A 22,281-nucleotide genomic window follows, 5' to 3' on the forward strand; every position below is an offset into this window, starting at 1 on the left:
CCCACAGGGGCTTGCGGCGACCCCGCCGGGTGCACTGTGGGAGGGACTTCAGTCCCGACGCATTGCGCCATCGGAAGGCTCACCACCTCGCGCGTCGCGGATGCATGACCGTTGACTCCTGCGGAACGGCGCGATGCGTGACGGACACCGGTGGTTGGCGCTGTCCCGAAGGCGCCCCGCGGGCGCTGCGCCTGCCGCACGTCGACGGCAGGCGCCTCGGTATGCGGCCGGCTCAGCGCAGCTCGCGTTCGAACAGCTTGAGGATGCGCTTGTACTCGTCCAGCCAGGAATCGGCGCGGGTGAAGCCGTGCTTCTCCAGCGGGTACGGCGCGATCTCCCAGTTGTCCTTGTGCAGCTCGATCAGCTTCTGGGTCATGTCGACCGAGTCCTTGAAGAACACGTTGTCGTCGACCATGCCGTGGGCGATCAGCAGGTGGTCGCGCAGGCCGCTGGCGTATTCGATCGGCGAGGAGGTGCGGTAGGCCTCCGGGTCCAGGTCCGGGGTGTTGAGGATGTTGGAGGTGTATTCGTGGTTGTACTGGCTCCAGTCGGCCACCGGGCGCAGCGCGGCGCCGGCCTTGAACGTGCCGGGGCTGCGGAACAGCGCCATGTAGGTCATGAAGCCGCCGTAGGAACCGCCGTAGATGCCGGCGCGGCTGCGGTCGCCCTGCTTGCTGTCGACCAGCCAGTCCAGGCCGTCCAGGTAGTCCTCCAGCTCCGGATGGCCCATGTCGCGGTAGATCGCGGTGCGCCAGTCGCGGCCGTAGCCGGCGCTGGCGCGGTAGTCCAGGTCCAGCACGATGTAGCCCTTCTGCACCAGCAGGTTGTGGAACATCTGCTCGCGGAAGTACGGGGTGTAGCGCGCCGACACGTTCTGCAGGTAGCCGGCGCCGTGCACGAACATCACCACCGGATAGCGCTTGCCCGGCTCCGGCTGCGCCGGACCGTAGTACTTGCCCCAGACGGTGCCGGCGCCGTGCTTGGACGGCACCTGCACGAACTGCGGCTGTACCCATTGGCGCGCCTTGAACGCGGCACTGCGGGTGTCGGTGAGCACGCGCGCGTTGCCGCCGGCGGCCGGCAGCACCGCCAGTTGCGGCGGCAGGTAGGGGCCGGAGTAGTGCACCAGCAGTTGCTGGCCGTCCGGCGAAAGCGCGAAGTCCTCCACGCCGTCCAGCGAGGTCAGTTCGGCGACGCTGTCGTTGCGCAGGTCGAGCTTGCACACCTCGTAGTCGCCCGGCCACTTGCGGTTGCACAGGAACAGGAAGCCCTGGCCGTCGGCGCTGACCACCGGCGCGGACACTTCCCACTTGCCGGATGTGCGCTGGCGCGGCTTCTCGGTGCCGCGCTGGGTGTACAGGTGCGAATAGCCGGACTGCTCGGACAGCAGCCACAGCGTCTGGTTGTCCGGCATCCAGCCGAAGTCGTTGAAGCTCCAGTTGATCCAGGCCGGATCGGTCAGGCGGTGGCGCGGCTGCAGCACCGCCTTGTCCAGGTCGACGCTGGCGATCCAGCGGTCCTTGTTGTCCACCGCGCGCAGCAGCACGGCGACATTGCGGCCGTCCTCGCTCCAGTGCATCGAGGCGCCGCTGCCGTCGCCGTCGGTTTCCACGCGCACCGCGCGCGGGCCCTGCAGCGGCTCCTGCTTGGCGGCCTTGCGCAGCGCCGCCAGCGGATCGGTGCCGATGCCGGGCAGCACCGACAGGTCGAGCTTGCGCGCACTGCCGGCCACCGCGTCGACCAGCCACAGGGTCTGCGCCACCGGCGAATTGCGTCCGACCAGGGTGCGCGCCTCCTGGAACTCGGCGTAGCCGGATTCGGTCACGTACTTGGGCATCTTGCTGTCGCGGCCTTCCTCGGCGCCCTTGGCGTGGGTGACGACCAGCAGGTGGCGGCCGTCCGGCGACAGCGCACTGTCGTCGACCACCACGTCGTCGCCCAGGTACACCGGTGCCGGCGCGCGGCTGCTGTCGGCGCGGCGCCAGGCCTGCTCCTGCTGGCGCAGCAGCTCGCGCTGCGCGCGGTCGCGGGCCAGGGTTTCCAGGGTGCGCAGCTGCTGCTCGCGCAGCACGTCGGGCTTGGGCGCGGCATCGGGATCGCGCTCGGCCTTGAGCACCGCGGCCTGCTGCACGCCGCCACCCGGGCTCCAGCGGTACCAGTCGTTGCCGACCCGCCACAGCGCGCCGCCATCGGTGGTGAACTGCGGCCGCGCGGCAGCCTGGTTGCTGCGGGTCAGCTGGGTCAGCGCGCCGCTGCGCAGGTCGCGCAGGAATACGTCGCCGTTGCGCACGAACAGCATGCGCTGGCGGCGTGCGTCGTAGACCGGGTTGGCCGCGTCCAGGGTGCTGCGCTGGGCGTCCTCGACCCGCTGCGCGGCGGCGCCGTCGACGCCCTGGCGGTAGGTGTCGCGCACCGGGCTGCCGGTGCGCTTGAGCTGGTACTGCACCTGGTGCCCGTCCCAGGCCCACCAAGCGTCCTCGACCGGCGGCCCGATCCAGTCCGGATCGGCCATGGCCTGCTCGATGGTCAGCGGGGCGGCGGCATCCTGGGCCGCGGCCAGCGGCGGCAGGCAGGACAGGGACAGCAACACAACAGCGCTCAGGGCGAGACGACGCATCTGGAATTCCGGGCGAACGGCAAACCGCAAGCGTAGCAGTCGCCAGGGCGGTGGCGATTGCGCCGTTGGTCATGGGCGCCACCGGGAGCGGAGGCCTTGTAATCTTGGCGAGGGTGTTGGCGGACCCGCATCGGGTAAGTCGGCGCACGCGGTGGCTGCGCCATGATTGCTTGTCACACCGCGCGTCGCTTCAGGTCACGACGGCCTGGAATGACGCAGGCCAGGGTCGACACGCCACTGAGCAAGCATGCAAACGCTGGGGGAACCATGAAAAGTGTGCTTGTGTGGGCGGCGCTTGCAACAGTTGGCGGACCGCAAACGCACGACTTGCCGAAGACCGACTGCGCCTCCAGCTTGCGCCCGCTCGAAACCATTCAGCCAGCGCTGCCAGGGCGCACGGGAAGCCAGTTCATCGGCTCGATCTACGTCGCGATCGTGATCGAAAGGAACGGCGACGTATCGGTTGCCGAAATATCGAGGGTCGATATCAAGCAGTTGGAGAGAAGGAGATTCCCCGATTCAGGATACGCTGAAGCGGTGCTTGATGCTGTCGGACAGTGGAAGTTTCCCGAGGTGAGCATGCGATGCAAAAAGGAAGTCAAGGTAGAGTTGGCGTTGTCTCATTGATGGAGGCGCCGGGCTTGAGACGGGGCCCGATGAACCGAGCCTCGAACAGAGCCCTCTTTCCGCTATCGCGGTTGCGCCAACCCTGCGGCAATGGCGGCGCTGCGACAAACCGTCACATCCCATTTCGCCGCGCCGCACCAACAATAGGCATCGTTTCCGCTGCCTCAGGCGCTACCCATGGACGCCCTGCTGCTGTCGCGCATCCAGTTTGGATTCGTCATCAGTTTCCACGTGCTGTTCCCGGCCTTCACCATCGGCCTGTCGAGCTGGCTGGCGTTCCTGGAGTGGCGCTGGCTGCGCACCCGCGACACGGTATGGCGCGATCTGTACTTTTTCTGGCTGAAGATCTTCGCCGTGTCCTTCGGGATGGGTGTGGTCAGCGGCATCGTGATGAGCTTCCAGTTCGGCACCAACTGGGCGGTGCTCAGCGAACGTGCCGGCAACATCCTCGGTCCGCTGCTCAGCTACGAGGTGCTGACCGCGTTTTTCCTGGAAGCCTCGTTCCTGGGGGTGATGCTGTTCGGCTGGCACAAGGTGCCGGAGAAGCTGCACTTCCTGGCCACCTGCCTGGTCGCCATCGGCACGCTGATCTCCACGTTCTGGATCCTGTCGGCCAATAGCTGGCTGCAGACGCCGGCCGGCTATGCGGTGGTCGAAGGCGTGTTCCATCCGGCCAACTGGCGCGAGGTGATCTTCAATCCCTCCTTCCCGTACCGGCTCACGCACATGGTGCTGGCCGCATTCATCACCACCTGTTTCGTGATCGGCGGGGTCAGCGGCTGGTACCTGCGCCGCGGCGAGCACCTGGATGCAGCCGGGCGCATGCTCAAGCTGGCGGTGGCGTTCGCCGCGATCGCGCTGCCGTTGCAGATCGCCGCCGGCGATGCGCATGGCTTGAACACGCTCGAGCACCAGCCGATCAAGGTGGCGGCGATGGAGGGGCACTGGCATGGCGAGGCGAAGGGGCAGGGCGTACCGCTGGTGGTGTTCGCGGTCCCCAACGAGGCCGCCGAGCGCAACGATTACGAAGTGACCATCCCGCGCCTGGGCAGCGTGATCCTCACCCACACGCTGGATGGCGAGATCACCCCGCTGACCGCGGTGCCGCGGGACGAGCGGCCGCCGGTGAAGCCGGTGTTCTACGCGTTCCGGGTGATGGTCGGGCTGGGCATGGCGATGCTGCTGCTGGCGCTGGTCTCGCTGTTCTTCTGGTGGCGCGGCACGTTGCTGCGCCGACGCGCGCTGCACCTGGCGTGGAACGCGATGCTGCCGGCCGGGTTCGTGGCCCTGGTCGCCGGCTGGTTCGTCACCGAGATCGGGCGCCAGCCCTACGTGATCTATGGCCTGCTGCACACCCGCGATGCGGTCAGCCCTACGCTCAGCCCGGCGATGGTGTGGATCTCGCTGAGCGTGTACGTGCTCGCCTACGCGCTGGTGTTCGGCTTCGGCAGTTGGTACATCCTGCGCATGCTGCGCCACGGGCCGCTGCCGCACGAGCCGGCGCCGCGCATGCAGGAAGGCGACAAGACCCCGGCGCGGCCGCTGTCGGCGGCCGACGACGACATCGAGGAGACCCGCTGATGGACATGGCGACCGTATTGCCGGTGATCTGGTTCGGCGTGATCGGCTTCGGCGTGCTGATGTACGTGCTGCTGGACGGCTTCGTGCTCGGCCTCGGCATCCTGGCGCCGTTCGCCGAGGACGAGGACCAGCTCGACCTGATGATGAATACCGCCGCGCCGATCTGGGACGGCAACGAGACCTGGCTGGTGCTCGGCGGCGCCGGTCTGCTGGCGGCCTTCCCCAAGGCCTACGCGATCGTGCTGTCGGCACTGTACCTGCCGGTGCTGCTGATGCTGATCGCGCTGGTGTTCCGCGGCGTGGCCTTCGAGTTCCGCTTCAAAGCGCGCAGTTCCAAGTACCTGTGGGGCTGGGCGTTCGCGCTGGGCTCGCTGTGCGCGGCGTTCTGGCAGGGGGTGATCCTGGGCGCGCTGGTGGAAGGCATGCCGCTGCAGGACGGCAAGTATCTGGGCGGGGTGCTGGGCTGGTTCAGCCCGTTCTCGATGCTCACCGGCGCGGCGGTGGTGTTCGGCTATGCGTTGCTCGGCGGCAGCTGGCTGATCCTCAAGACCGAGGGCGCGATGCAGCGCATCGCCCGCACCCTGACCCGGCCGCTGGTACTGGTGGTGGTGGTGTTCATGGGCCTGGTCAGCGCCTGGCTGCCGTTCCTGGACTCGCGGATCATGGCGCGCTGGTTCCACGACGGGAATTTCTGGTGGCTGTCGCCGGTGCCGCTGCTGGTGCTGGTCAACGCGCTGGCGCTGTGGTGGGCGGCGATGGCGCAGGGCCGCGATGCGCGTCCGTTCGTGCTGACCCTGTGCTTCTTCGTGCTCGGCTTCTTCGGCCTGGTGCTGGGTATCTGGCCGAACATCGTGCCGCCCGGGCTGACCATCTGGGAAGCGGCCTCGCCGCCGTCCTCGCAGGGTTTCGTGCTGGCCGGGCTGGCGGTGCTGCTGCCGGTGATCCTGGGCTACACCGCGTGGTCGTACCGGGTGTTCCGCGGCAAGATCACCGCCGACACCGGCTACCACCACTGACGGCGGCCGCCGCGGCAGGCCGGCTTGCCAGCGGCGGCGGTGGCGGCCAAGCTACCGGCTCCCGCGCCGTGCGGGTCATCGCCCGCCCGAGCCGCCGCCCCGCATGTCCGCCGTTTCCTCCGAGATTCCCGCCGCGCCCCTGTTGCATCCGCTCGCCGTCGGCGACGCGTGGCGACCGCTGGCCTTCGCCAACGGCGAACACATCGACCTGGCCACCTTCCTTGGCCACGTGCGCGGCCTGGCCGCGGTGCTGCCGGCCGGCCGGCACGCGCTGAACCTGTGCGAGGACCGCTACCGCTTCATGGTCGCGTTCTGCGCGGTGGCGCTGCGCGGGCAGACCTCGCTGCTGCCGTCCTCGCGCGCGCCGGCGGTGGTGGCCGAGGTGCAGCGCACCCATGCCGACTGCTACTGCCTGGGCGATCTGGCGCTGGCCGAGCCGCCGCCGCGCTACTGGCAGTTGCCGGACGCGCTGCCGTCGCTGGACGGGCCGATGCCGCAGCTGGCCGACGACGCGCTGGTGGCGATCGGCTTCACCTCCGGCAGCACCGGCGCGCCCAAGCCCAATCCCAAGACCTGGGGCAGCTTCCTCACCAGCACCCGCCAGGACCTGCTGGCGCTGGTCGGGCTGTGGCCGGACACGGCGGTGCCGCAGGTGGTGGCGACGGTGCCGCCGCAGCACATGTACGGCATGGAGCTGTCGATCCTGCTGCCGCTGGTGACGCCGCTGGCGGTGCACGCCGGACGCCCGTTCTTTCCCGAGGACGTGGCCCGCGCGTTGGCGCAGCTGCCGGCGCCCCGGCTGCTGGTGACCACGCCGGTGCATCTGCGTGCGCTGGTCGAATCCGGCGTCGCCCTGCCGCCGCTGGCCGGCATCGTCTCGGCCACCGCGCCGCTGGCGCAGGAACTGGCCGCTGCCGCCGAGGCGCGCTTCGGCGGTGAGGTACGCGAGATGTTCGGCTCCACCGAGACCTGCGTGTTCGCCAGCCGCCGAACCGCCTGCGAAGCGCCATGGACGCCGCTGCCGGGCGTGCGCGTGGCGCCGCAGCCGGACGGCACCCTGGTGCACGCGCCGCATCTGCCGCAGCCGGTGCTGCTGGCCGACCTGATGGAAGTGGACGCCGACGGCCGCTTCCAGGTGCGCGGGCGTCAGGCCGATTTGCTGGAAATCGCGGGCAAGCGCGCATCGCTGGCCGATCTCACCCGGCGCCTGCTGGCGCTGCCGGGCGTGGTCGATGGCGCGATGCTGCAGCTGGATCCGGAACCGGGCCAGGCGGTGGGCCGCATCGCCGCGGTGGTGGTGGCGCCGACCCTGGACGAGGCCGCGATCCTGGCCGCACTGCGCCGCGAACTGGACCCGGTGTTCCTGCCGCGCCGCTTGCGCCTGCTCGACGCGCTGCCGCGCAACGAGACCGGCAAGCTGCCGCGCGATCGCCTGCTGGCGTTGCTGGCGGCGGGGCGCGAGGACTGACGGGGCGGTCGAGCCGCGCCGGTATCGAGCTGGATTGGCAAGCGGCCAATCGACCCCAACGGGTGTGACACGCCCGGCCTGCATCGCTGCAGACGGTTCAGCGGGCGGCTTGCTGTGGGGCCTGCCGGTGTTCGTATACTGCGCCCATCGCTTCGCGCCGCAAGGATGTGCCGCATGCCCCATCGGGCTTCTCTCGTCCTGATCGCCTCGCTGCTGTGCGGGGCCTGCACCCATGCGCCCGCGCGGACGCCTGCCGTTGCGCCTCCTGCCAAGGAATCTCCCGCCATGACCTCGTCCCCCTCGTCCGGCGCCGCCGATCAGGCCGCCGCGCCCGTGTCGCCCAAGCTGAGCGCCGAGCAGATGCTCAGCCGATTGCTGACCTTGCTCCGGACCAGCAGGAGCGTGGCCGACTTCACGCCGGAGCGCTTGCGCGAGGTGATGGGGGTGGCGGTGGAGCGTGGGGAGAACGACGTGGAACGTTATGGATTTGGCGAGCAGGTAAGCCCGGAGTGGGCTCATGGCTTTGAGGTCGATATGCGTGCCGTTCCTCCCCGTTTGGACTTCGGATTCAATCCGGTTGTCTCAGGCGCTTCGCCGCAAATGGGGGATATCTGCCAACTCGACTTCGATCAATTCACTCGTCAGTTGGAAGAAATGGGATTTGCCCGGCAGCGTAATTTCGATTCGCCTCCGCAGCCGGCACCAGGACAGCCGAACCTGCTGAATGGTCGGCTTCTGTACGACTCTTTTGATCGTCCGGGAATGCATGTGGAGGTCTATCCCGAAGGTGAGCATGTGTGGACATCGGACACAGGCAGCGGTCGTTCCTGCGTCAGGACGATCGTTGTCACTTGATCGCAGGAGAGCATCATGGCGGGGCTCAGTCCACAAGCTGAAACTGTCATTTCGGCATTTTCTACCCAACCTGGCGTCACTCGAGAGCAAGCGGATAATTTGCGGGCGATCGTCAACGCTTCTCCTGCATTGGTAGATCAGTTCAACACGGCAGTTGAGCGACAGTACCTCAAGCAGATCGTGCCATTGACCAATCCGAATGCTGGCGGTGAGTACGAGCCTCAGACGCAGTCCATGCGGATCCCCTTGGCGCGACTCACTGCGCTGCCTGGAGGCAGGTTGCCCGCTGCCGGTGAGCTGACATTCGTGTTGGGCCACGAGCTGCAACACGGTTTCAATGCAGCTGACACTGCGCGAGCGCGCGAAGCTTTCCATGACGCGGTGAAGCACATTGCGCGGCACCAGTCAGAGCCTCGCGACTATACCGAGCCTCTCAATACCTTGTTGGCTCAGCATCGGCGCGATGAGGCTGGAGCAGAAATTGCGGGATGGAACGCTGTCGTAAGCAAGGTGAAAGCAGTCAATCCCCATCCATCGCTTCAAGACATCTATCGCGAGCAGCCAGGTCGAATGGCTGACTTTATTGAGGTCAAGAGTGGGCCGCGTGGTTTGTCCTATGAGCTGAAGCAGAACTTGAGCATCAATAGCGATCTGACGCTGAGTTCGACCCCGGGCAATCTGGAGGCAATGGGGCAGAACTACTTCGATAAGCTGCCTAGAAGCCCGGGTGGCCTGGGCGCGCTCGGAAACTCCGACTATCCCAACTACTACGCAGCCAATGCGCTCTCGTTCATCGCACAGGCGGAGCGAGCAAGCCATCCGCCACAACCCGGCAACGACACCCCGCAGATCGCGCTGAACCTGTCGCGGCTGCATCTGCGCGAGTCGCTGCTGGAAGAGAACGGGCTGGATCTGGGCAGGGACCGGCGTCCTCTGCCGTACTTCGACACCAGCACCCAGCCGCCGGTCGCGGGACTGCTGCAGCACACCGCCGACACCCATCGGCACGTGTCGCCCCTGGCCAACGGGTTGCCCGAACCTTCGACGCTTCCCGCGCAAGGCGCCGAGGCGCACCGGAGCGATGATCCGTCGCTGCCGGGGCATCCGGATCACGCGTTGCTGGAACAGATCCGAGCAGGCATGCGCAGGGTCGACGCAGACCTGGGCAAGGCCTACGACCACGACAGCGAGCGGCTCAGCCGCAGCCTGCTGGCGGCCTGCAAGGACAATCGCGACATGTATCCGGGCACGGCCGGCTATTCGTTGTCGGGCAATGCGCTGGAGCGGGTCGACCACGTGGTGTTGGGGAAGACCGGGAACCTGATCGCCGTGCAGGGCGCACTGGACGACCCGGCGATGAAGCGCGCGGTCGTTCCGGTGGAGCAGGCGTTGGCCACGCCGGTGGAACAGTCGGACCAGAAACTGGCGCTGGCCAATCAGGCGCTGGGGCAGGAGCAACAGCGCACCACACAGCCGGAATTGGACCGTCACCTGGCCGCGCCGACGCTTTAGTAGATGTCGCCACTGCGTGGCCGGCGAGGTGGGATGGTCGGAAGGCAGCGGCGCGAAACATCGACGCATACGCGCTTGCTGCGGTGCGCTCTGCCACGTCCGGCGTCCTACGTGATTTGCGCCGGGCAAGCAGCGACACGGCATCCGTCCCGCACAGACCGCACTTGGGCGCATGTCCAGGGACAGCGCGTCGCGAGGGCGGAACCGGCGCGGCAGCGGCGGTGCCGGTACCCGCTCAGGAAAGCGCGGCGGCGACCTGCGCGAACAGGTGCGGCAGATCCACCGGCATGCGGGTGTCCACGTCGATCACCGTCCCCAGGCCGATCGGACCGGGATAGTCGGCAAGCAGGTCGGGTGGCAGTTCCCGCAGGGGGTGTGCCGCGTGCTGCGTGCCCGTCGCGGCGCGCGCGCGGAAGCGGCGCAGGGTCTCGTCATGGCCGCAGTGGCAATGGGCTTCCACCAGCCTCGCCTCCAGTGCGGCGATCCTGCCGCGCTCGTAGTCGCTGCGCGGTCGGAAGTTGGCTTCCAGCACCGCGTGCGGACTGCGCTGTGCCAGCGACCAGAGGACTTCCATCGCGGCGCCGCCGAGACGGCGCGACGCGGCGAGATCGTCGCCGCCATCGCCCAGGGCGTCGGTCAGCGTCTCCTTGATGAAATCCTTGCAGAACAGCGGAAAGCCCAGGTGCGCCGCCAGCGGGACCGCCAGCGTGGTCTTGCCGGCGCCGGGGGCGCCGGACACCAGGACGATCTTGCGTTGCCGTTCAACCATGCACGCCGTCGATCTCCACCGCCAGTTCGTCGCGGCAGATCACCGCGTGCAGCAGCAGGCGCGGGACGCGGTCGCCGAAGCGGGTATCGAGGGCGGCGGCGACCAGCGGAAGGTCGCCGGGCTCGCGCACGTAGACCTTGAGGCGGGTGCCGTCGCCGAACTGCGACGGCAGGTCCGGGGCGTGTTCGCGCGCGGCCGCCAGCAGGGCGTCGAAGTTGGCGAAGGTTTCCTCCAGCTGCGCCAGCAACTGGCCCTGATGCATGGAGGCGTGGCCGACCACGCTCGCGGTGCCCGACAGCAGCAGCGGCATGTCGCTGCCGGCCGGCGGCAGCATGGCGCGGGCGAAGCTGGGCGGCTGCGGGCCGTACTGGCGCGGGTAGCGGTAGGCGCTGACCTGGCGCGGGTTCTCAAGCGGGGTGCCGGCCTGCGCGGCGGCCAGCCAGTAGATCTGCATCACCCGCGCATCGTCGCAGCGGCCCACTGCGGTCGCCGCGGGCAGCTGGGTGGCGTCGAAATCGCCCAGCCCGCGCGCGCGGCCGACGCAGAAGCGCCGGTAGCGCTCGCGGTCGCCGCTGCCCAGGGTGATCGCGTCGAGGTAGTTCCAGATGCGCAGCAGGCGCGGGGTGGCGCTGCCGGCGACGAAGGCGCTGATCTGCGTGTAGGCGAGCGCGGCGGCTTCCTCGATGTCCAGGTCGACCTGGCGCTCGTCGATCTCGATGACGCCGAACTGCAGGCGGCCGTCGCTGGCCCAGGCGATGGCGCCGTCGCGGCCGCTGTGCACCGGGGCGTCGGTGCGCCACACCTCGAGCATGCGCGGGCCGTGCGGCTGCAGCGGCACGCGCAGGTAGCGCGGGTCGTCGTGGTAGGGCGCGGTCTCGCCGAAGCCGAATACCGCCAGGACGCGATCCTCGGCCAGCCACTGGCTGGGGTCGGTTTCGGCGACGTAGTCCACCTGCAACTGCGGATGGCCCTGCGTGTGGTGCGGAAACTGCAGGTGCGGGCGGCTCATGGTGTATCTCCGTGCAAGGTGTCGCCGTGGAACTGTTCGCGGGCCTGGCGGCGGCGGTGGCGCCAGGCGCGCCACGCCCGCGGCAGCATCGCCACTGCGGACAGCGCATAGATGGCGCGGAACACCCGCAGGCGGCGCAGCACCGCACGGTTGTCGAAGACGTCGCCGGCGAGCATCGCCACCACCGCCTGTTCCACCTGCAGCACGTTGCGCGGCTGCGCGAACAGCTCGCGCATGGTCGGCGAGGTGAAGCGATAGATGAACCACTTGAACTCGTCCAGGCCGCCGCGCAGGTGCCGCTCCAGGCGCCGCTGCAGCCGCGCCTCGCTGGCCGGGTCGCGCAGCGCCGCGTCGACCACGGACGCGCCGCGCTCGGCGCTGTGCATGGCCAGGTACACGCCGGAGGAGAACATCGGGTCGACGAAGGCGTAGGCGTCGCCGAGCATCAGCCAGCGCGGCCCGCTCATGCGCGTGCATTCGTAGGCGTAGTTGCCGGTGGCGTGCACCGGCGCCACGCGCTGCGCGCCGGCCATGCGCGCCACCACGTCCGGATTCAGCGCCAGCGTGCGCAGCAGGAACGTCTCGCTGTCGCAGCCCTTGCGGGTCTTCATGTACTCCGGGTCGCACACCGCGCCCACGCTCATCACGTCGTCGGGCAGCGGGATCAGCCACATCCAGCCGTGCGCGTGGCGATAGATGCTGATGTTGCCGGCGTCCTCGCCGGGGCGCCGCGCCACGCCGCGGAAATGGCTGAACAGCGCAGCCGACTGGTGCCGCGGATTGGCGCGCTTGAGCTTGAGCGTGTTGCCGAGAAAGGTGTCGCGGCCGCTGGCGTCGATCAGGTAGCGCGGCCGGTAGTGGCGCACGCCGTCGGCGCCGCGTGCCTGCACCGTCGGCGTCTCGCCGTCCAGCTGCACCGCCTCGACGCGGACGCCCTCGTGCACGTCGGCGCCGACCGCACGCGCGTGTGCGAACAGCACCCGGTCGAAGTCGGCGCGCGGCACCTGCAGCGCGAAGTCGGACTGCGCGCCCAGCGCATGCGCGAAACGGAAGGTGTTGTAGCCGCCGGCATCGTTGGGGAAATCGGCGCCGAGTTTGAGCACGCCGATCGCCCGCACCTGGTCGAGCACGCCCAGCCGCTGCAGGATCGGCATGTTCATCGGCAGCAGCGATTCGCCGATGTGGAAGCGCGGGTGGTGGTCCTTTTCCAGCACCGTCACCCGCCAGCCGCGTTGCGCCAGCACGATCGCCGCCGCGCAGCCGGCCGGCCCCCCGCCGATCACCAGCACGTCGGGCGTGTCTGCCGCGGCGTCGCGTGCGGTGGGGGGAGGGGAAGCAACAGCGGCGAACGTCATCCTGAGGGAACCTGCGGGCGCAACGGCGGGGCGAAACGGCATGATAGCGTGCCGTTCGCGGGCCGATGGTTGCGCCGCAGCGCCCGATGCACCATCTTGTCGCACCCGTCCTTTCGCCTGGAAGCCCCTGGATGTCTTCGCAAACCGCCGCCGAACGTGAACTGGCCGAGCTGCTGGTCGAGAGCCTGAACCTGGAAGACGTCCAGCCCGGCGACATCGATCCGGAGGCGCCGCTGTTCAATACCGGCCTGGGGCTGGACTCGATCGACGCCCTGGAACTGGCGCTGGCGATCAGCAAGCGCTACGGCTTCCAGCTGCGCTCGGACAACGACGAGAACCGCCGCATCTTCGCCTCGCTGCGCGCGCTGTCGGCGCATGTCGAAGCCAACAAGACCAGCTGAGCCGGCCGACGCCGCGCCCTGGGCGCTGGCCCTGGGCGTGCTGCTGGCGCTGGCCTACTCGCCACTGGCGCACTGGGCCAATGCCGCGCACCGCCCGGACCTGGCGGTGCTGGCCGGCGCGGCGCTGGTGCTGATGGTGCTGGTGGAACCGATGGCGCGCTGGCGGCCCTGGGCCTGGGCGCTGGCGCTCGCCGCGACCGCGGCGCTGGTGCCGCTGTGGCGCTCGCCGCACGCCCTGCTGCTGCTGGCCGCGCCGCCGGTGCTGTTCACCGCCTGGGTGGCCTGGTTCTTCGGGCGCAGCCTGCAGCGCGGGCGCACGCCGCTGATCACCCGCATCGTCGAGGCCCTGTACCGGCAGGCCGGCATGCCGATCACCCCGGACCAACTGCGCTACACCCGCCGCCTGACCCTGGCCTGGACCCTGCTGCTGGTCGGGCTGACCCTGCTCAACCTGGTGCTGGCGCTGTGCGCCCAGCCCAGCGGGGTGCTGGCGCAGCTGGGCCTGGCCTCGCCGCTGCCGATCAGCGATGCGCGCGCCTCGCTGTTCGCCAATCTGCTGGGCTACGGGGTCATCGGCGGCTTCTTCGTCGGCGAGTACCTGCTGCGCGGGCGCTGGTTTCCGCAGCGTCCCTACCGTAATCTGCCCGACTTCCTGCACCGGCTGGCGCGGCTGGGGCCGGTTTTTTGGCGCGATCTGTTGCGCTGACGCGCGAAGTGCAGGGGACGCAAGGGTCGTGCAGATCATCAAGGAAAACAGCAAGTTGTCGCGTGCTGGGATGCCTTCGCGCATGGCCTGGGCCGTGTGGAACGCCCTGCAACTGGCATTCACCCTGGCGCACACCGCGCTGGGCATCGTCGTCGCACTGGTGCTGCTGCGGCTGACCGGGCCGCGCCTGCCGCTGCGCATGGGCGCGCGGTTCTGGGCGCCGGTGCTGCTGTTCGGCGCCGGGGCGCGGCTGCAGGTGGAGGGCCGCGAGCGGGTGGACTGGTCGCGCAACCACCTGTTCGTCAGCAACCACCAGTCGATCATCGACATCTGCGCGCTGTTCATGGCGCTGCCGGTGCCGCTGCGCTTCCTGCTCAAGGACGAGATGCTGAAGGTGCCGTTCGTGAACTGGTATGCGCGCGCGACCGGCATGCTGTTCCTGGACCGCGACAGCCGCCGCGCCGGGGCGATGATGCGGCGCGAGGCGGCGGCGCTGCTGCGCCGTGGCCAGGACCTGTGCCTGTTCCCGGAAGGCACCCGCAGCCGCAGCGGCGCGCTGGCCGAGTTCAAGGCCGGGCTGCTGCAGGCCGCGATCGACGCCGGGGTGGACGTGGTGCCGGTGGCGCTGGACGGGGCGGGCAAGGTACTGCCGCCGACCAGCCTGTTCCGGGTGCGGCCCGGCGTCATCCGGGTGCGGATCGGCACGCCGATCCGGGTGAACGGCGAGGACGGCCCGCTGAACCGCCAGCAAGTGACCCAGCGCGCGCACCAGGCCGTCCGTGCCATGCTCGAACCCAGGATATGAGTCGCCCGTATGCAATTCGTCGTACCGCATGATCATCCCAGCCTGCCCGGCCACTTCCCGGGCCGCCCGGTGGTGCCCGGCGTCGTGGTGCTGGACCACGTGCTGCAGGCCGTGGAGGCGGCGCACGGCGCGCGCGCGCCGCTGCGCCTGCCGCAGGTGAAGTTCGTGCAACCGCTGTTTCCCGGCCAGCCGGCGCGGGTGGAACTGGACGGTACCGCGCCGCGCTGGCGCTTCCGCGTGCTGCGTGGCGAGGACCTGCTGGTCAGCGGCGAACTCAACGCCGAGGCGGCGCCGTGAGCGCCGGCTGGAAGCACCGCCCGGAAGGCGGCGGCCGCTTCGCCCTGTGGCTGATCCGCAGCATCGCCCGTTATGGCGGCCGTGCCGTCGGGCGCCTGCTGCTGTATCCGATCACCCTGTATTTCCTGCTGGTGCGCGGCCCGGAGCGGCGCGATTCGCGGCACTACCTCAGCCGCGTGTTCGACCGCCCGGCCACGCTGCTGGAGGTGGCCCGGCACATCCACACCTTCGCCTCGACCATCCTCGACCGGGTGTTCATGCTGTGCGGGCAGATGCACCGGTTCCGGGTGCAGATCCGCGGCCTGGACCAGTTGCACACGCAGATGGACCGCGGCCGCGGTGTGCTGATCTTCGGCTCGCACCTGGGCAGCTTCGACGCGCTGCGGGTATTGGCTACCGAGCGCCCGGACGTGCAGGTCAAGGTGGTGCTGGACAAGGCGCACAACCCGGCGATGACCGAACTGCTCGGCGCGCTGAACCCGCAGCTGGCCGCCAACATCATCGACGCCGGCATGGACAGCACCTCGATCGTCATGGCGATCAAACAGGCCACCGACGAGGGCGCGCTGGTCGCGCTGCTGGTGGACCGGCCGCGCCCGGAGGATCCGGCGCTGCCGGCCGCGTTCATCGGCCAGGGCGCCATGTTCCCGACCTCGCCGTGGCTGATCGCCGCCGCGCTCAAGGTGCCGGTGGTGCTGGCGTTCGGGCTGTACCGCGGCGGCAACCGCTACGAACTGGTGTTCGAGACCTTCAGCGAAGGCCTGGACCTGCCGCGCCGGCAGCGCGCGCCGGTGCTGGCCGCGCTCATCCGCGATTACGCCGCCAGGCTGGAGCATTACACCCGCTCCGCGCCCTACAACTGGTTCAACTTCTACGACTTCTGGAACAACCGCCATGCCGATGCGCCGCACCTTGCCGTGGATGCTGATACTGCTGTGCAGCGCCGCACCGCTGAGCGCCGCATCGCCTGAGGCGCCGGACGCCGACTGGATCCTGCAGAAGCTGGCGCGGCCGGCGCCGGTCAGCACCGCCTTCGTCGAACTGCGCGGCTCGGCGCTGCTGAAGGCGCCGCTGCGGGTGCAGGGCGAGTACCGCCGCCCGGACGCGCAGACGCTGGTGCGCGAGGTCACCGCGCCGTACCACGAGACCACCACCCTGCGCGGCAGTGAAGCCACGCTGGAGCGCGACGGCAAGCCGCCGCGGCGCTTCTCGCTGACGCGCGTGCCGGAACTGGCCGGCCTGCAGAGCGGTTTCGGCGCGTTGCTGTCCGGCGACCGCGCGCTGCTGCAGCAGCAGTTCAACATCAGCAGCAGCGGCACCCGCGAGCGCTGGCAGCTGCAGTTGCAGCCGAAGGATCCGGCCATGGCCGCGCACGTGCGCAGCCTGCGCCTGTACGGCCGTGGCGCCGAACTGCGCTGCATCGAGACCACCCCGGCCAAGGGCGACGTGCAGCGCACCCTGCTGGCCGGTGCCGCGCAGGCCGCCGGCGCCGTTGCCGACAGCGCCGCGCTGACCGCGCTGTGCCACGGCGACGCGGCGTGATCCCCGCACGAGGCGCCCGCCGGCAGCGTGCTGCCGGCCCGACGGCTGCGCGTGAGGTGGCTGATCGCACGGCGCAGGGCGGCGTGGGGATGCAGCGATGAAGCGTGCCCTCAGTTCGAAGATGCGCATCTCGCTGGCGCTGCTGTGGCTGGCGCTGCTCACTGTGGCCGGGATCTGGCTGGGCAATGCGCTGCAGGTGTCCGGTGATCTGCGCAAGTTCATGCCGGAAGCCCGCACCCCGGCGCAAAAACTCCTGCTCGACGAACTCGGCGAAGGCCCTGGCTCGCGGCTGCTGCTGATGTCGCTGTCCGGGGCCGATCCGGCCACGCTGGCCAAGCAATCGCAGGCGCTGCATGCCGAACTGGCCGCGCAGCACGACGTGTTCGAACTGGTCGCCAACGGCGCCGACGCCGGCCTGGACGCGATCCCGCCACGCCTGCTGCCGTACCGCTATCTGCTCAGCGACAGCTTCGATGCCAGGCCGCTGGATGCGCCGACCCTGCGCGATGCGCTGCAGGCACGGTTGCAGGACCTGGGCTCGCCGGCGGCGGCGATGGTGGAGCCGTTGCTGCCGCGCGATCCCACCCTGGAAGTGCTGCACCTGGCCGAGAGCCTGCAGCCGGCCGGCGGCCCGCAGCAGCGCGACGGGGTATGGTTCGACCGCGCCGGCAAGGACGCGCTGCTGGTCGCGCAGACCCGTGCCGCCGGCTTCGACCCCACCGGCCAGCAGCGCGCGGTGGATGCGATCCATGCCGCCTTCGCCAAGGTCAACGCCGGCACCGGCAGCACGCTGACCCTGACCGGCCCCGGCGCGTTCTCGGTGGAGATCGGCGGGCGCACCCAGAACGAGGCGCAGTGGATCGGCACCCTGGATACGGTGGGGCTGATCGTGCTGCTGCTGGTCGCCTACCGCAGCTGGAAGATCCCGGTGCTGGGCGTGCTGCCGCTGGCCAGCGCCGGACTGGCCGGGCTGGGCGCGGTGGCGCTGCTGTTCGATGGCGTGCACGGCATCACCGTGGCGTTCGGCTTCACCCTGATCGGCGTGGTCCAGGACTACCCGATCCATCTGTTCAGCCATCAGCGCCCGGGCCTGGATCCACGCGAGAACGCGCGCCATCTGTGGCCGACGCTGGCCACCGGCGTGGTCTCCACCTGCATCGCCTACGTCACCTTCCTGTTCTCCGGCGTGGACGGCCTGCGCCAGTTGGCGGTGTTCACCATCGCCGGCCTGCTGGTGGCGGCGCTGACCACGCGCCTGCTGCTGCCGGCGCTGATCGACCCCTCGCCGCGCGACCATGCCGATTCGCCGATGCTGGAGCGGCTGTGGCGCGGCATCGCGCGGCTGCCGCGGCCGCGCTGGTCGCTGCTGCCGCTGGCCCTGCTGGCGGCCGCGGTCATCGTGTTCGCGCCGGGCCCGTTCTGGCAGAACGACCTGTCCAAGCTCACCCCGGTGCCGGCCGACGGCCTGGCCCGCGACGCGCACCTGCGCCAGGAACTGGGCGCGCCGGACGTGCGCTACGTGCTGGCGCTGCCGGCGGCCTCCGCCGAGGCCGCGCTGGTCGCGTCCGAACGCCTGCGCCCGCGCCTGGACGCGCTGGTGGCGCAGGGCGAGCTGGCCGGCTACGACATGGCCGCGCGCTACCTGCCCAGCGCCGCCACCCAGCGCCGGCGCCAGGCCGCCTTGCCCGATCCGGCGCAGGCGCAGGCGATCACCGCCGCCGCGGTCGCCGCCACGCCGTTCCGCGCCGATGCCTTTGCGCCGTTCCTGGCCGACCTGCAGGCCGCGCGCAGTGCGCCGCTGCTGACCGCGCGCGATCTGCATGGCACGCCGCTGGCGACCCCCGTCGGCGGCCTGCTGCTGGAGCGTCCGGACCGCACCACCGCACTGGTGTCGCTGACCGGGCTGCGCGATCCGGCGCAGCTGGCGCGCGCGGTGCAGGGCAGCGGCGCGCAACTGCTGGACCTGAAGGACGCCTCCGAGTCGCTGGTCGCCGCCTACCGCGGCCGCGTGCTCGCCGCGCTGGGCGTGGCCGCGGTGCTGCTGGCGCTGACCGTGGCGATCGCCTTGCGCACGCCGCGACGGATCGCACGCGTGCTGCTGCCGATGGCGCTGACCACGCTGCTGATCCTGGCGATCCTGCGCGGCTGCGGGGTCGAGCTGAACCTGTTCCACCTGATCGCGCTGATCCTGGCCGCCGGCCTGGGCCTGGACTACGCGCTGTTCTTCGACCACGCCGGCGACGACCGCGCCGACCAGTTGCGCACCCTGCATGCGTTGATCGTGTGCAGCCTGATGACGCTGCTGGTGTTCGCGCTGCTGGCCGCCTCCAGCATCCCGGTGCTGCGCGCGATCGGCAGCACCGTGGCGCTGGGCGTGCTGTTCAATTTCGTGCTGGCGCTGCTGATTTCGCGCGAGACTGCCAGCGACACCCGGGAGAGCCGCCATGCACACTGAACCCTTGCACGGGCGCGACGCCATCGCCGCGCTGGTCCCGCACCAGGGCCTGATGTGCCTGTGGGAACAGGTGGTGGCCTGGGACGCGCAGCGCGTGGTGTTGCGCAGCGTTGCCCATCGCCAGGCCGCGCATCCGCTGCGCAGCGGCGATCGGCTGCGCGCGCTGCACCTGTGCGAGTACGGTGCGCAGGCGATGGCGGTGCACGGTGGCCTGCTCGGTCGCGCCGCGGGCACGCCGGTGCGGCCGGGCATGCTGGTGGCGCTGCGCGGGGTGCAGTTGCACGTCGCCGAACTGCAGGATCTGCCGGGTCCGATCGAAGGCGAGGCCGAGGTGCTGCTGCAGGCCGAGGACAGCCAGCAGTACGCCTTCCGCATCAGCCATGCCGGGCAGTTGCTGGCCGAGGGTCGCGCCACGGTGATGCTGGGCGCGGCGTGACTGCGTAGGCGTCGACGGCCCTGCAGGCGCGGCGAGCGCCGCTTGCCGAAGAGCCCGGCGTGGAAGGCGTCGGGACTGAAGTCCCTCCCACAGTGCACCCAGGCAATGTACGGGCACATTCCTGCAGGTGCCGTTTCGCGGCGTCGGACGGTGTGCCCGCGGTGCGCGACGAGTCGTTAGGATGGCGACCCTGTCCCTTTGCCCAAGGAACCACGATGTCCCAGCCTGCTTCCCCGCGCCGCGCCCTGGTCACCGGCGGCAGCGGCGATCTCGGTGGCGCGATCTGCCACGCCCTGGCCGCGCAGGGTTTGCACGTGATCGTGCACGCCAATGCCAATGTCGCGCGCGCCGCGGCGGTGGTGGAGGCGATCGTCGCCGCTGGTGGCAGCGCCGAGGCGGTGGCGTTCGACGTGGCCGATGCCGAGGCCAGCGCGCAGGCGCTGGCGGCCTTGCTGGAGGCCGGCCCGATCCAGGTGCTGGTCAACAACGCCGGCATCCACGACGACGCGCCGATGGCGGGCATGAGCGCGGCGCAATGGCACAAGGTCATCGACGTTTCGCTGCACGGCTTCTTCCACGTCACCCAGCCGCTGCTGCTGCCGATGGCGCGCACGCGCTGGGGCCGCATCGTCAGCGTGTCCTCGGTGTCGGCGGTGCTGGGCAACCGCGGGCAGACCAACTACGCCGCGGCCAAGGCGGCGCTGCACGGCGCCAGCATGTCGCTGGCGCGGGAAATGGCCAGCCGTGGCATCAGCGTCAACGTGGTCGCGCCAGGCGTGATCCAGGGCGCGATGGCCGACAGTGCCTTCCCGCCGGAGGCGATCAAGCAGATGGTCCCGGCCGGGCGCCAGGGCAAGCCGGAGGAAGTGGCCGCACTGGTCGCCTTCCTGTGTTCGGACGCGGCCGCCTACATCAACGGCCAGATCATCGGCATCAACGGCGGCATGGGCTGACCGCCTCGAAAACGACGCGGCCGTTGCACCGCCATGCTGGCGGCGCAACGGCGGCCGGCGCTCAGCGGCAGACGAAGCTGGACGCCGCCTCCACGTCGCCGCCGACGTAGCGCGCCACCTGCGGATACGGGCACAGCGGCCGGCTGCGCTGGCTGCTCCAGCTGGCCGGCACCTCGTTGTTGGGCGCGGCGTTGCCGCTGCCGCGTGCGCTGGCGACGATCGCATCCGGTGCATGGCCCTGCTCGACCCAGGCCACCAGCGGGGTCAGCGCATCGAACTGGTCGGTGGCCGGTCCGCCGGCGCAATGCGCCATGGCCGGCACCGCGAACAGGCGTGCGTAGCTGGCGGCGTCGGCGTCGGCCGTGCGCAGGCGGTCGTACCAGGCCGCGGTATCGGCGAAGGAGAAGATGCCGTCGCCGGTGCCGTGGTAGATCAGCAGCTTGCCGCCGCGCTTCTTCAGCGTGGTCAGCCGGGTCTCGTTCGGCGGGGTCATGTACGACCACGCGGATTCGCCAAAGGCGCCGGCCGTGGCGAAGATCTTCGGCGCGTCGCGGTCCATGTCGAACTGCAGCGCATAGCGCTTCAAGTCCTGCAGCACCGCCGGATCCTCCGGCGGGGTGACGAAGCCGAAGGCCACCGAACCGGGCACCAGGGTCAGCGAGGCGTCCTGCCGCCAGCCGGCCCAGTCGCCGCTGGCGATACCCGGGTCGTAGGGGAAGGGCGCGTACAGCGGCGTACCGGCGCTGTTGCGCGCGCCGGCGTGGATGGCGCCGAGCGCGCGCTTCTGCGCCGGGGTCAGGCATTGGCCGGTGCGCCCGGCGCTGCCGCAGGTGGCGACGTCGCGGTTCAGGTCGAAGCGGCGCTGGCAGGCGAGCACGTCCTGCACCATGCCGTCGCGCACGCCGTCCAGCGCATCGCAGGTGGCGACGATGCGCTCGGCCACCAGGCTGCGCTCGGCGGCGCTCAGGCCGCTGCGCGTGTCGCTGCCGCCGGCCAGCGCCGCCAGTTGCTGGGCCGCGGCCAGATCCGCGATCGCCGCCTTGGGCAGATGGAACCCGGGGTCGCCGACCAGGATGCCGTCGTAGTCCTGCGCGTCGCGCGCGGCGGCGACCATGCCATGGCGGCCGCCGTTGGAGCAGCCGCCGAAGTAGCTGTAGTCCGGCGCCTTGCCGTAGGCGATCTGCACCACGCGCTTGGCCATCGGCGTCAGCGCCTGCACCGCCTGGTAGCCGTAGTCCAGGCGCGCCTGCGGATCGCGGCCGAACAGCGGGTTCTGCGCATTGCTGTGCCCGGCATCGGAACTGATGACCGCAAAGCCCATGCGCAGCGGGTTGTCGCGCTGGCCGCCGCCGCCGATGTCGCCAAGCGCCGGGACCACGTTGCCGTCCAGGCCGCCGTTGGCCTGGTAGAAGAAGCGCCCGTTCCATGCCGCCGGCAAGCGCATCTCGAAGCCGATCGCATAGGACTGGCCGTCGCTGCCGACGCGTTCGTGCATCAGCCCGGTGACCTGGCAGTGCGCGCCGATCGGCTGGCCGGCCACCTGCAGGGCGCCGGCCGCCACGCTGCGTACCGCGGTGAAGCGGGTGCCGGGATAGGCGAGCCGGCTCGCCAGCGCGTCGCACGACTGCTGCAGTGGTGCCGGCGAGGCCGGTGCGCGCGCGGTCGTCTGCGCGTGTGCGGTGGAGGAGGCGGCGAGAGCGGCCAGCGGCAGGGCCAAGGCGAGCAGCGTGGAGCGCATGGAGTTCTCCTGGAGGACGCGCCGGGCGCGGCGGGCCTGTGTCGCGCCGGTGGCGCCAGGGCGTCAACCGCCGTGCGTGCGAAAACCCGAATGCGCGGGCGATATTCGCCCCATGTGACGCGTGCCGCGCAATTGCGCG

20 protein-coding genes are annotated in these 22,281 nt (G+C 70.2%); 15 read left to right on the plus strand and 5 right to left on the minus strand.

Annotated features, from left to right (window positions below):
* Window positions 1-232: 232 nt before the first annotated feature.
* On the minus strand, window positions 233-2,617 hold the full coding sequence (locus tag CEK66_RS03015; RefSeq protein ID WP_152235912.1) for a S9 family peptidase: 2,385 nt from the start codon (window positions 2,615-2,617) through the stop codon (window positions 233-235).
* A 267-nt stretch (window positions 2,618-2,884) separates the two neighbouring features.
* Between CEK66_RS03015 and CEK66_RS03020 the strand changes: the two genes are divergently transcribed.
* The 6 genes from CEK66_RS03020 to CEK66_RS20525 all read left to right on the plus strand — a co-directional run bounded on the left by CEK66_RS03020 (window position 2,885) and on the right by CEK66_RS20525 (window position 9,676).
* Complete coding sequence (locus tag CEK66_RS03020; protein WP_043090522.1) at window positions 2,885-3,244, plus strand: hypothetical protein; 360 nt, start codon at window positions 2,885-2,887, stop codon at window positions 3,242-3,244.
* A 177-nt stretch (window positions 3,245-3,421) separates the two neighbouring features.
* On the plus strand, window positions 3,422-4,825 hold the full coding sequence (locus CEK66_RS03025) for a cytochrome ubiquinol oxidase subunit I (protein WP_017910339.1): 1,404 nt from the start codon (window positions 3,422-3,424) through the stop codon (window positions 4,823-4,825).
* Window positions 4,825-5,841 carry a cytochrome d ubiquinol oxidase subunit II gene (cydB, locus tag CEK66_RS03030; RefSeq protein ID WP_152235913.1) on the plus strand — a complete coding sequence of 339 codons (1,017 nt, stop codon included), beginning with the start codon at window positions 4,825-4,827 and terminating at the stop codon, window positions 5,839-5,841. Before CEK66_RS03025 ends, cydB begins: the two co-directional genes overlap by 1 nt.
* Before the next feature lie 103 nt (window positions 5,842-5,944).
* Window positions 5,945-7,309 carry an AMP-binding protein gene (locus tag CEK66_RS03035; RefSeq protein WP_152235914.1) on the plus strand — a complete coding sequence of 455 codons (1,365 nt, stop codon included), beginning with the start codon at window positions 5,945-5,947 and terminating at the stop codon, window positions 7,307-7,309.
* A gap of 285 nt (window positions 7,310-7,594) precedes the next feature.
* Window positions 7,595-8,164 carry a hypothetical protein gene (locus tag CEK66_RS03040; protein WP_152235915.1) on the plus strand — a complete coding sequence of 190 codons (570 nt, stop codon included), beginning with the start codon at window positions 7,595-7,597 and terminating at the stop codon, window positions 8,162-8,164.
* A gap of 15 nt (window positions 8,165-8,179) precedes the next feature.
* Window positions 8,180-9,676, plus strand: coding sequence for an XVIPCD domain-containing protein (locus CEK66_RS20525; RefSeq protein WP_226978478.1), 1,497 nt, complete (start codon window positions 8,180-8,182; stop codon window positions 9,674-9,676).
* Between the two features lie 235 nt (window positions 9,677-9,911).
* Here CEK66_RS20525 and CEK66_RS03050 read toward each other — a convergent pair whose 3' ends face one another.
* The 3 genes from CEK66_RS03050 to CEK66_RS03060 are packed head-to-tail and all read right to left on the minus strand — an operon-like array spanning window position 9,912 to window position 12,809.
* Window positions 9,912-10,445: an AAA family ATPase gene (locus CEK66_RS03050; protein ID WP_152235916.1), complete on the minus strand. Its 534-nt coding sequence runs from the start codon at window positions 10,443-10,445 to the stop codon at window positions 9,912-9,914.
* Entirely contained in the window at window positions 10,438-11,454 is a 1,017-nt protein-coding gene (locus CEK66_RS03055) for a pteridine-dependent deoxygenase (RefSeq protein WP_043093717.1), read from the minus strand. Before CEK66_RS03055 ends, CEK66_RS03050 begins: the two co-directional genes overlap by 8 nt.
* Window positions 11,451-12,809, minus strand: a complete 1,359-nt coding sequence (locus CEK66_RS03060) for an NAD(P)/FAD-dependent oxidoreductase (protein ID WP_152235917.1) — start codon at window positions 12,807-12,809, stop codon at window positions 11,451-11,453. The genes CEK66_RS03055 and CEK66_RS03060 overlap by 4 nt, the downstream gene beginning before the upstream one ends.
* 131 nt (window positions 12,810-12,940) lie before the next feature.
* Between CEK66_RS03060 and xanC the strand changes: the two genes are divergently transcribed.
* The 9 genes from xanC (at window position 12,941) to fabG (ending at window position 20,404) form a co-directional block, all read left to right on the plus strand.
* Window positions 12,941-13,210 (plus strand): xanthomonadin biosynthesis acyl carrier protein XanC, encoded by a 270-nt coding sequence (gene xanC, locus CEK66_RS03065; RefSeq protein WP_003470209.1) that lies wholly within the window; start codon window positions 12,941-12,943, stop codon window positions 13,208-13,210.
* Entirely contained in the window at window positions 13,185-13,916 is a 732-nt protein-coding gene (locus CEK66_RS03070) for a hypothetical protein (protein WP_043093715.1), read from the plus strand. Before xanC ends, CEK66_RS03070 begins: the two co-directional genes overlap by 26 nt.
* 55 nt (window positions 13,917-13,971) lie before the next feature.
* On the plus strand, window positions 13,972-14,721 hold the full coding sequence (locus tag CEK66_RS03075; protein WP_152235939.1) for a lysophospholipid acyltransferase family protein: 750 nt from the start codon (window positions 13,972-13,974) through the stop codon (window positions 14,719-14,721).
* Window positions 14,722-14,730: 9 nt separating this feature from the next.
* The gene (locus tag CEK66_RS03080) at window positions 14,731-15,018 is read left to right on the plus strand and encodes a hypothetical protein (protein ID WP_017908317.1); all 288 of its coding nucleotides are present in this window, start codon (window positions 14,731-14,733) and stop codon (window positions 15,016-15,018) included.
* A complete protein-coding gene (locus CEK66_RS03085) occupies window positions 15,015-15,989 on the plus strand; it encodes an acyltransferase (RefSeq protein WP_043093714.1) in 975 nt (324 codons plus the stop codon). The genes CEK66_RS03080 and CEK66_RS03085 overlap by 4 nt, the downstream gene beginning before the upstream one ends.
* The gene (locus CEK66_RS03090; protein WP_039726358.1) at window positions 15,913-16,560 is read left to right on the plus strand and encodes a LolA-related protein; all 648 of its coding nucleotides are present in this window, start codon (window positions 15,913-15,915) and stop codon (window positions 16,558-16,560) included. Before CEK66_RS03085 ends, CEK66_RS03090 begins: the two co-directional genes overlap by 77 nt.
* 97 nt (window positions 16,561-16,657) lie before the next feature.
* Entirely contained in the window at window positions 16,658-19,015 is a 2,358-nt protein-coding gene (locus CEK66_RS03095) for an MMPL family transporter (RefSeq protein WP_152235918.1), read from the plus strand.
* Between the two features lie 4 nt (window positions 19,016-19,019).
* Entirely contained in the window at window positions 19,020-19,451 is a 432-nt protein-coding gene (locus CEK66_RS03100) for a phosphotransferase (RefSeq protein ID WP_017909511.1), read from the plus strand.
* A gap of 215 nt (window positions 19,452-19,666) precedes the next feature.
* Window positions 19,667-20,404, plus strand: a complete 738-nt coding sequence (gene fabG, locus CEK66_RS03105; protein ID WP_152235919.1) for a 3-oxoacyl-ACP reductase FabG — start codon at window positions 19,667-19,669, stop codon at window positions 20,402-20,404.
* Window positions 20,405-20,465: 61 nt separating this feature from the next.
* Here fabG and CEK66_RS03110 read toward each other — a convergent pair whose 3' ends face one another.
* Window positions 20,466-22,142, minus strand: a complete 1,677-nt coding sequence (locus CEK66_RS03110) for a tannase/feruloyl esterase family alpha/beta hydrolase (protein WP_152235920.1) — start codon at window positions 22,140-22,142, stop codon at window positions 20,466-20,468.
* Window positions 22,143-22,281 lie beyond the last annotated feature (139 nt).

It is taken from the genome of Xanthomonas sp. LMG 12460, from assembly GCF_009192895.1.
Taxonomy (GTDB): Bacteria; Pseudomonadota; Gammaproteobacteria; order Xanthomonadales; family Xanthomonadaceae; genus Xanthomonas_A; species Xanthomonas_A sontii.

Bases quoted from the DNA above. Each gene is read 5' to 3' on its own strand.
- CEK66_RS03055 (WP_043093717.1), bottom strand. From the start codon at position 11,454: ATGAGCCGCCCGCACCTGCAGTTTCCGCACCACACGCAGGGCCATCCG.
- cydB (WP_152235913.1), top strand. From the start codon at position 4,825: ATGGACATGGCGACCGTATTGCCGGTGATCTGGTTCGGCGTGATCGGC.
- CEK66_RS03025 (WP_017910339.1), top strand. From the start codon at position 3,422: ATGGACGCCCTGCTGCTGTCGCGCATCCAGTTTGGATTCGTCATCAGT.
- CEK66_RS03060 (WP_152235917.1), bottom strand. From the start codon at position 12,809: ATGACGTTCGCCGCTGTTGCTTCCCCTCCCCCCACCGCACGCGACGCC.
- CEK66_RS03110 (WP_152235920.1), bottom strand. From the start codon at position 22,142: ATGCGCTCCACGCTGCTCGCCTTGGCCCTGCCGCTGGCCGCTCTCGCC.
- CEK66_RS03035 (WP_152235914.1), top strand. From the start codon at position 5,945: ATGTCCGCCGTTTCCTCCGAGATTCCCGCCGCGCCCCTGTTGCATCCG.
- CEK66_RS03015 (WP_152235912.1), bottom strand. From the start codon at position 2,617: ATGCGTCGTCTCGCCCTGAGCGCTGTTGTGTTGCTGTCCCTGTCCTGC.
- CEK66_RS03090 (WP_039726358.1), top strand. From the start codon at position 15,913: ATGCCGATGCGCCGCACCTTGCCGTGGATGCTGATACTGCTGTGCAGC.
- CEK66_RS03040 (WP_152235915.1), top strand. From the start codon at position 7,595: ATGACCTCGTCCCCCTCGTCCGGCGCCGCCGATCAGGCCGCCGCGCCC.
- CEK66_RS03080 (WP_017908317.1), top strand. From the start codon at position 14,731: ATGCAATTCGTCGTACCGCATGATCATCCCAGCCTGCCCGGCCACTTC.
- CEK66_RS03020 (WP_043090522.1), top strand. From the start codon at position 2,885: ATGAAAAGTGTGCTTGTGTGGGCGGCGCTTGCAACAGTTGGCGGACCG.
- CEK66_RS03095 (WP_152235918.1), top strand. From the start codon at position 16,658: ATGAAGCGTGCCCTCAGTTCGAAGATGCGCATCTCGCTGGCGCTGCTG.
- CEK66_RS03050 (WP_152235916.1), bottom strand. From the start codon at position 10,445: ATGGTTGAACGGCAACGCAAGATCGTCCTGGTGTCCGGCGCCCCCGGC.
- xanC (WP_003470209.1), top strand. From the start codon at position 12,941: ATGTCTTCGCAAACCGCCGCCGAACGTGAACTGGCCGAGCTGCTGGTC.
- CEK66_RS03070 (WP_043093715.1), top strand. From the start codon at position 13,185: ATGTCGAAGCCAACAAGACCAGCTGAGCCGGCCGACGCCGCGCCCTGG.
- fabG (WP_152235919.1), top strand. From the start codon at position 19,667: ATGTCCCAGCCTGCTTCCCCGCGCCGCGCCCTGGTCACCGGCGGCAGC.
- CEK66_RS20525 (WP_226978478.1), top strand. From the start codon at position 8,180: ATGGCGGGGCTCAGTCCACAAGCTGAAACTGTCATTTCGGCATTTTCT.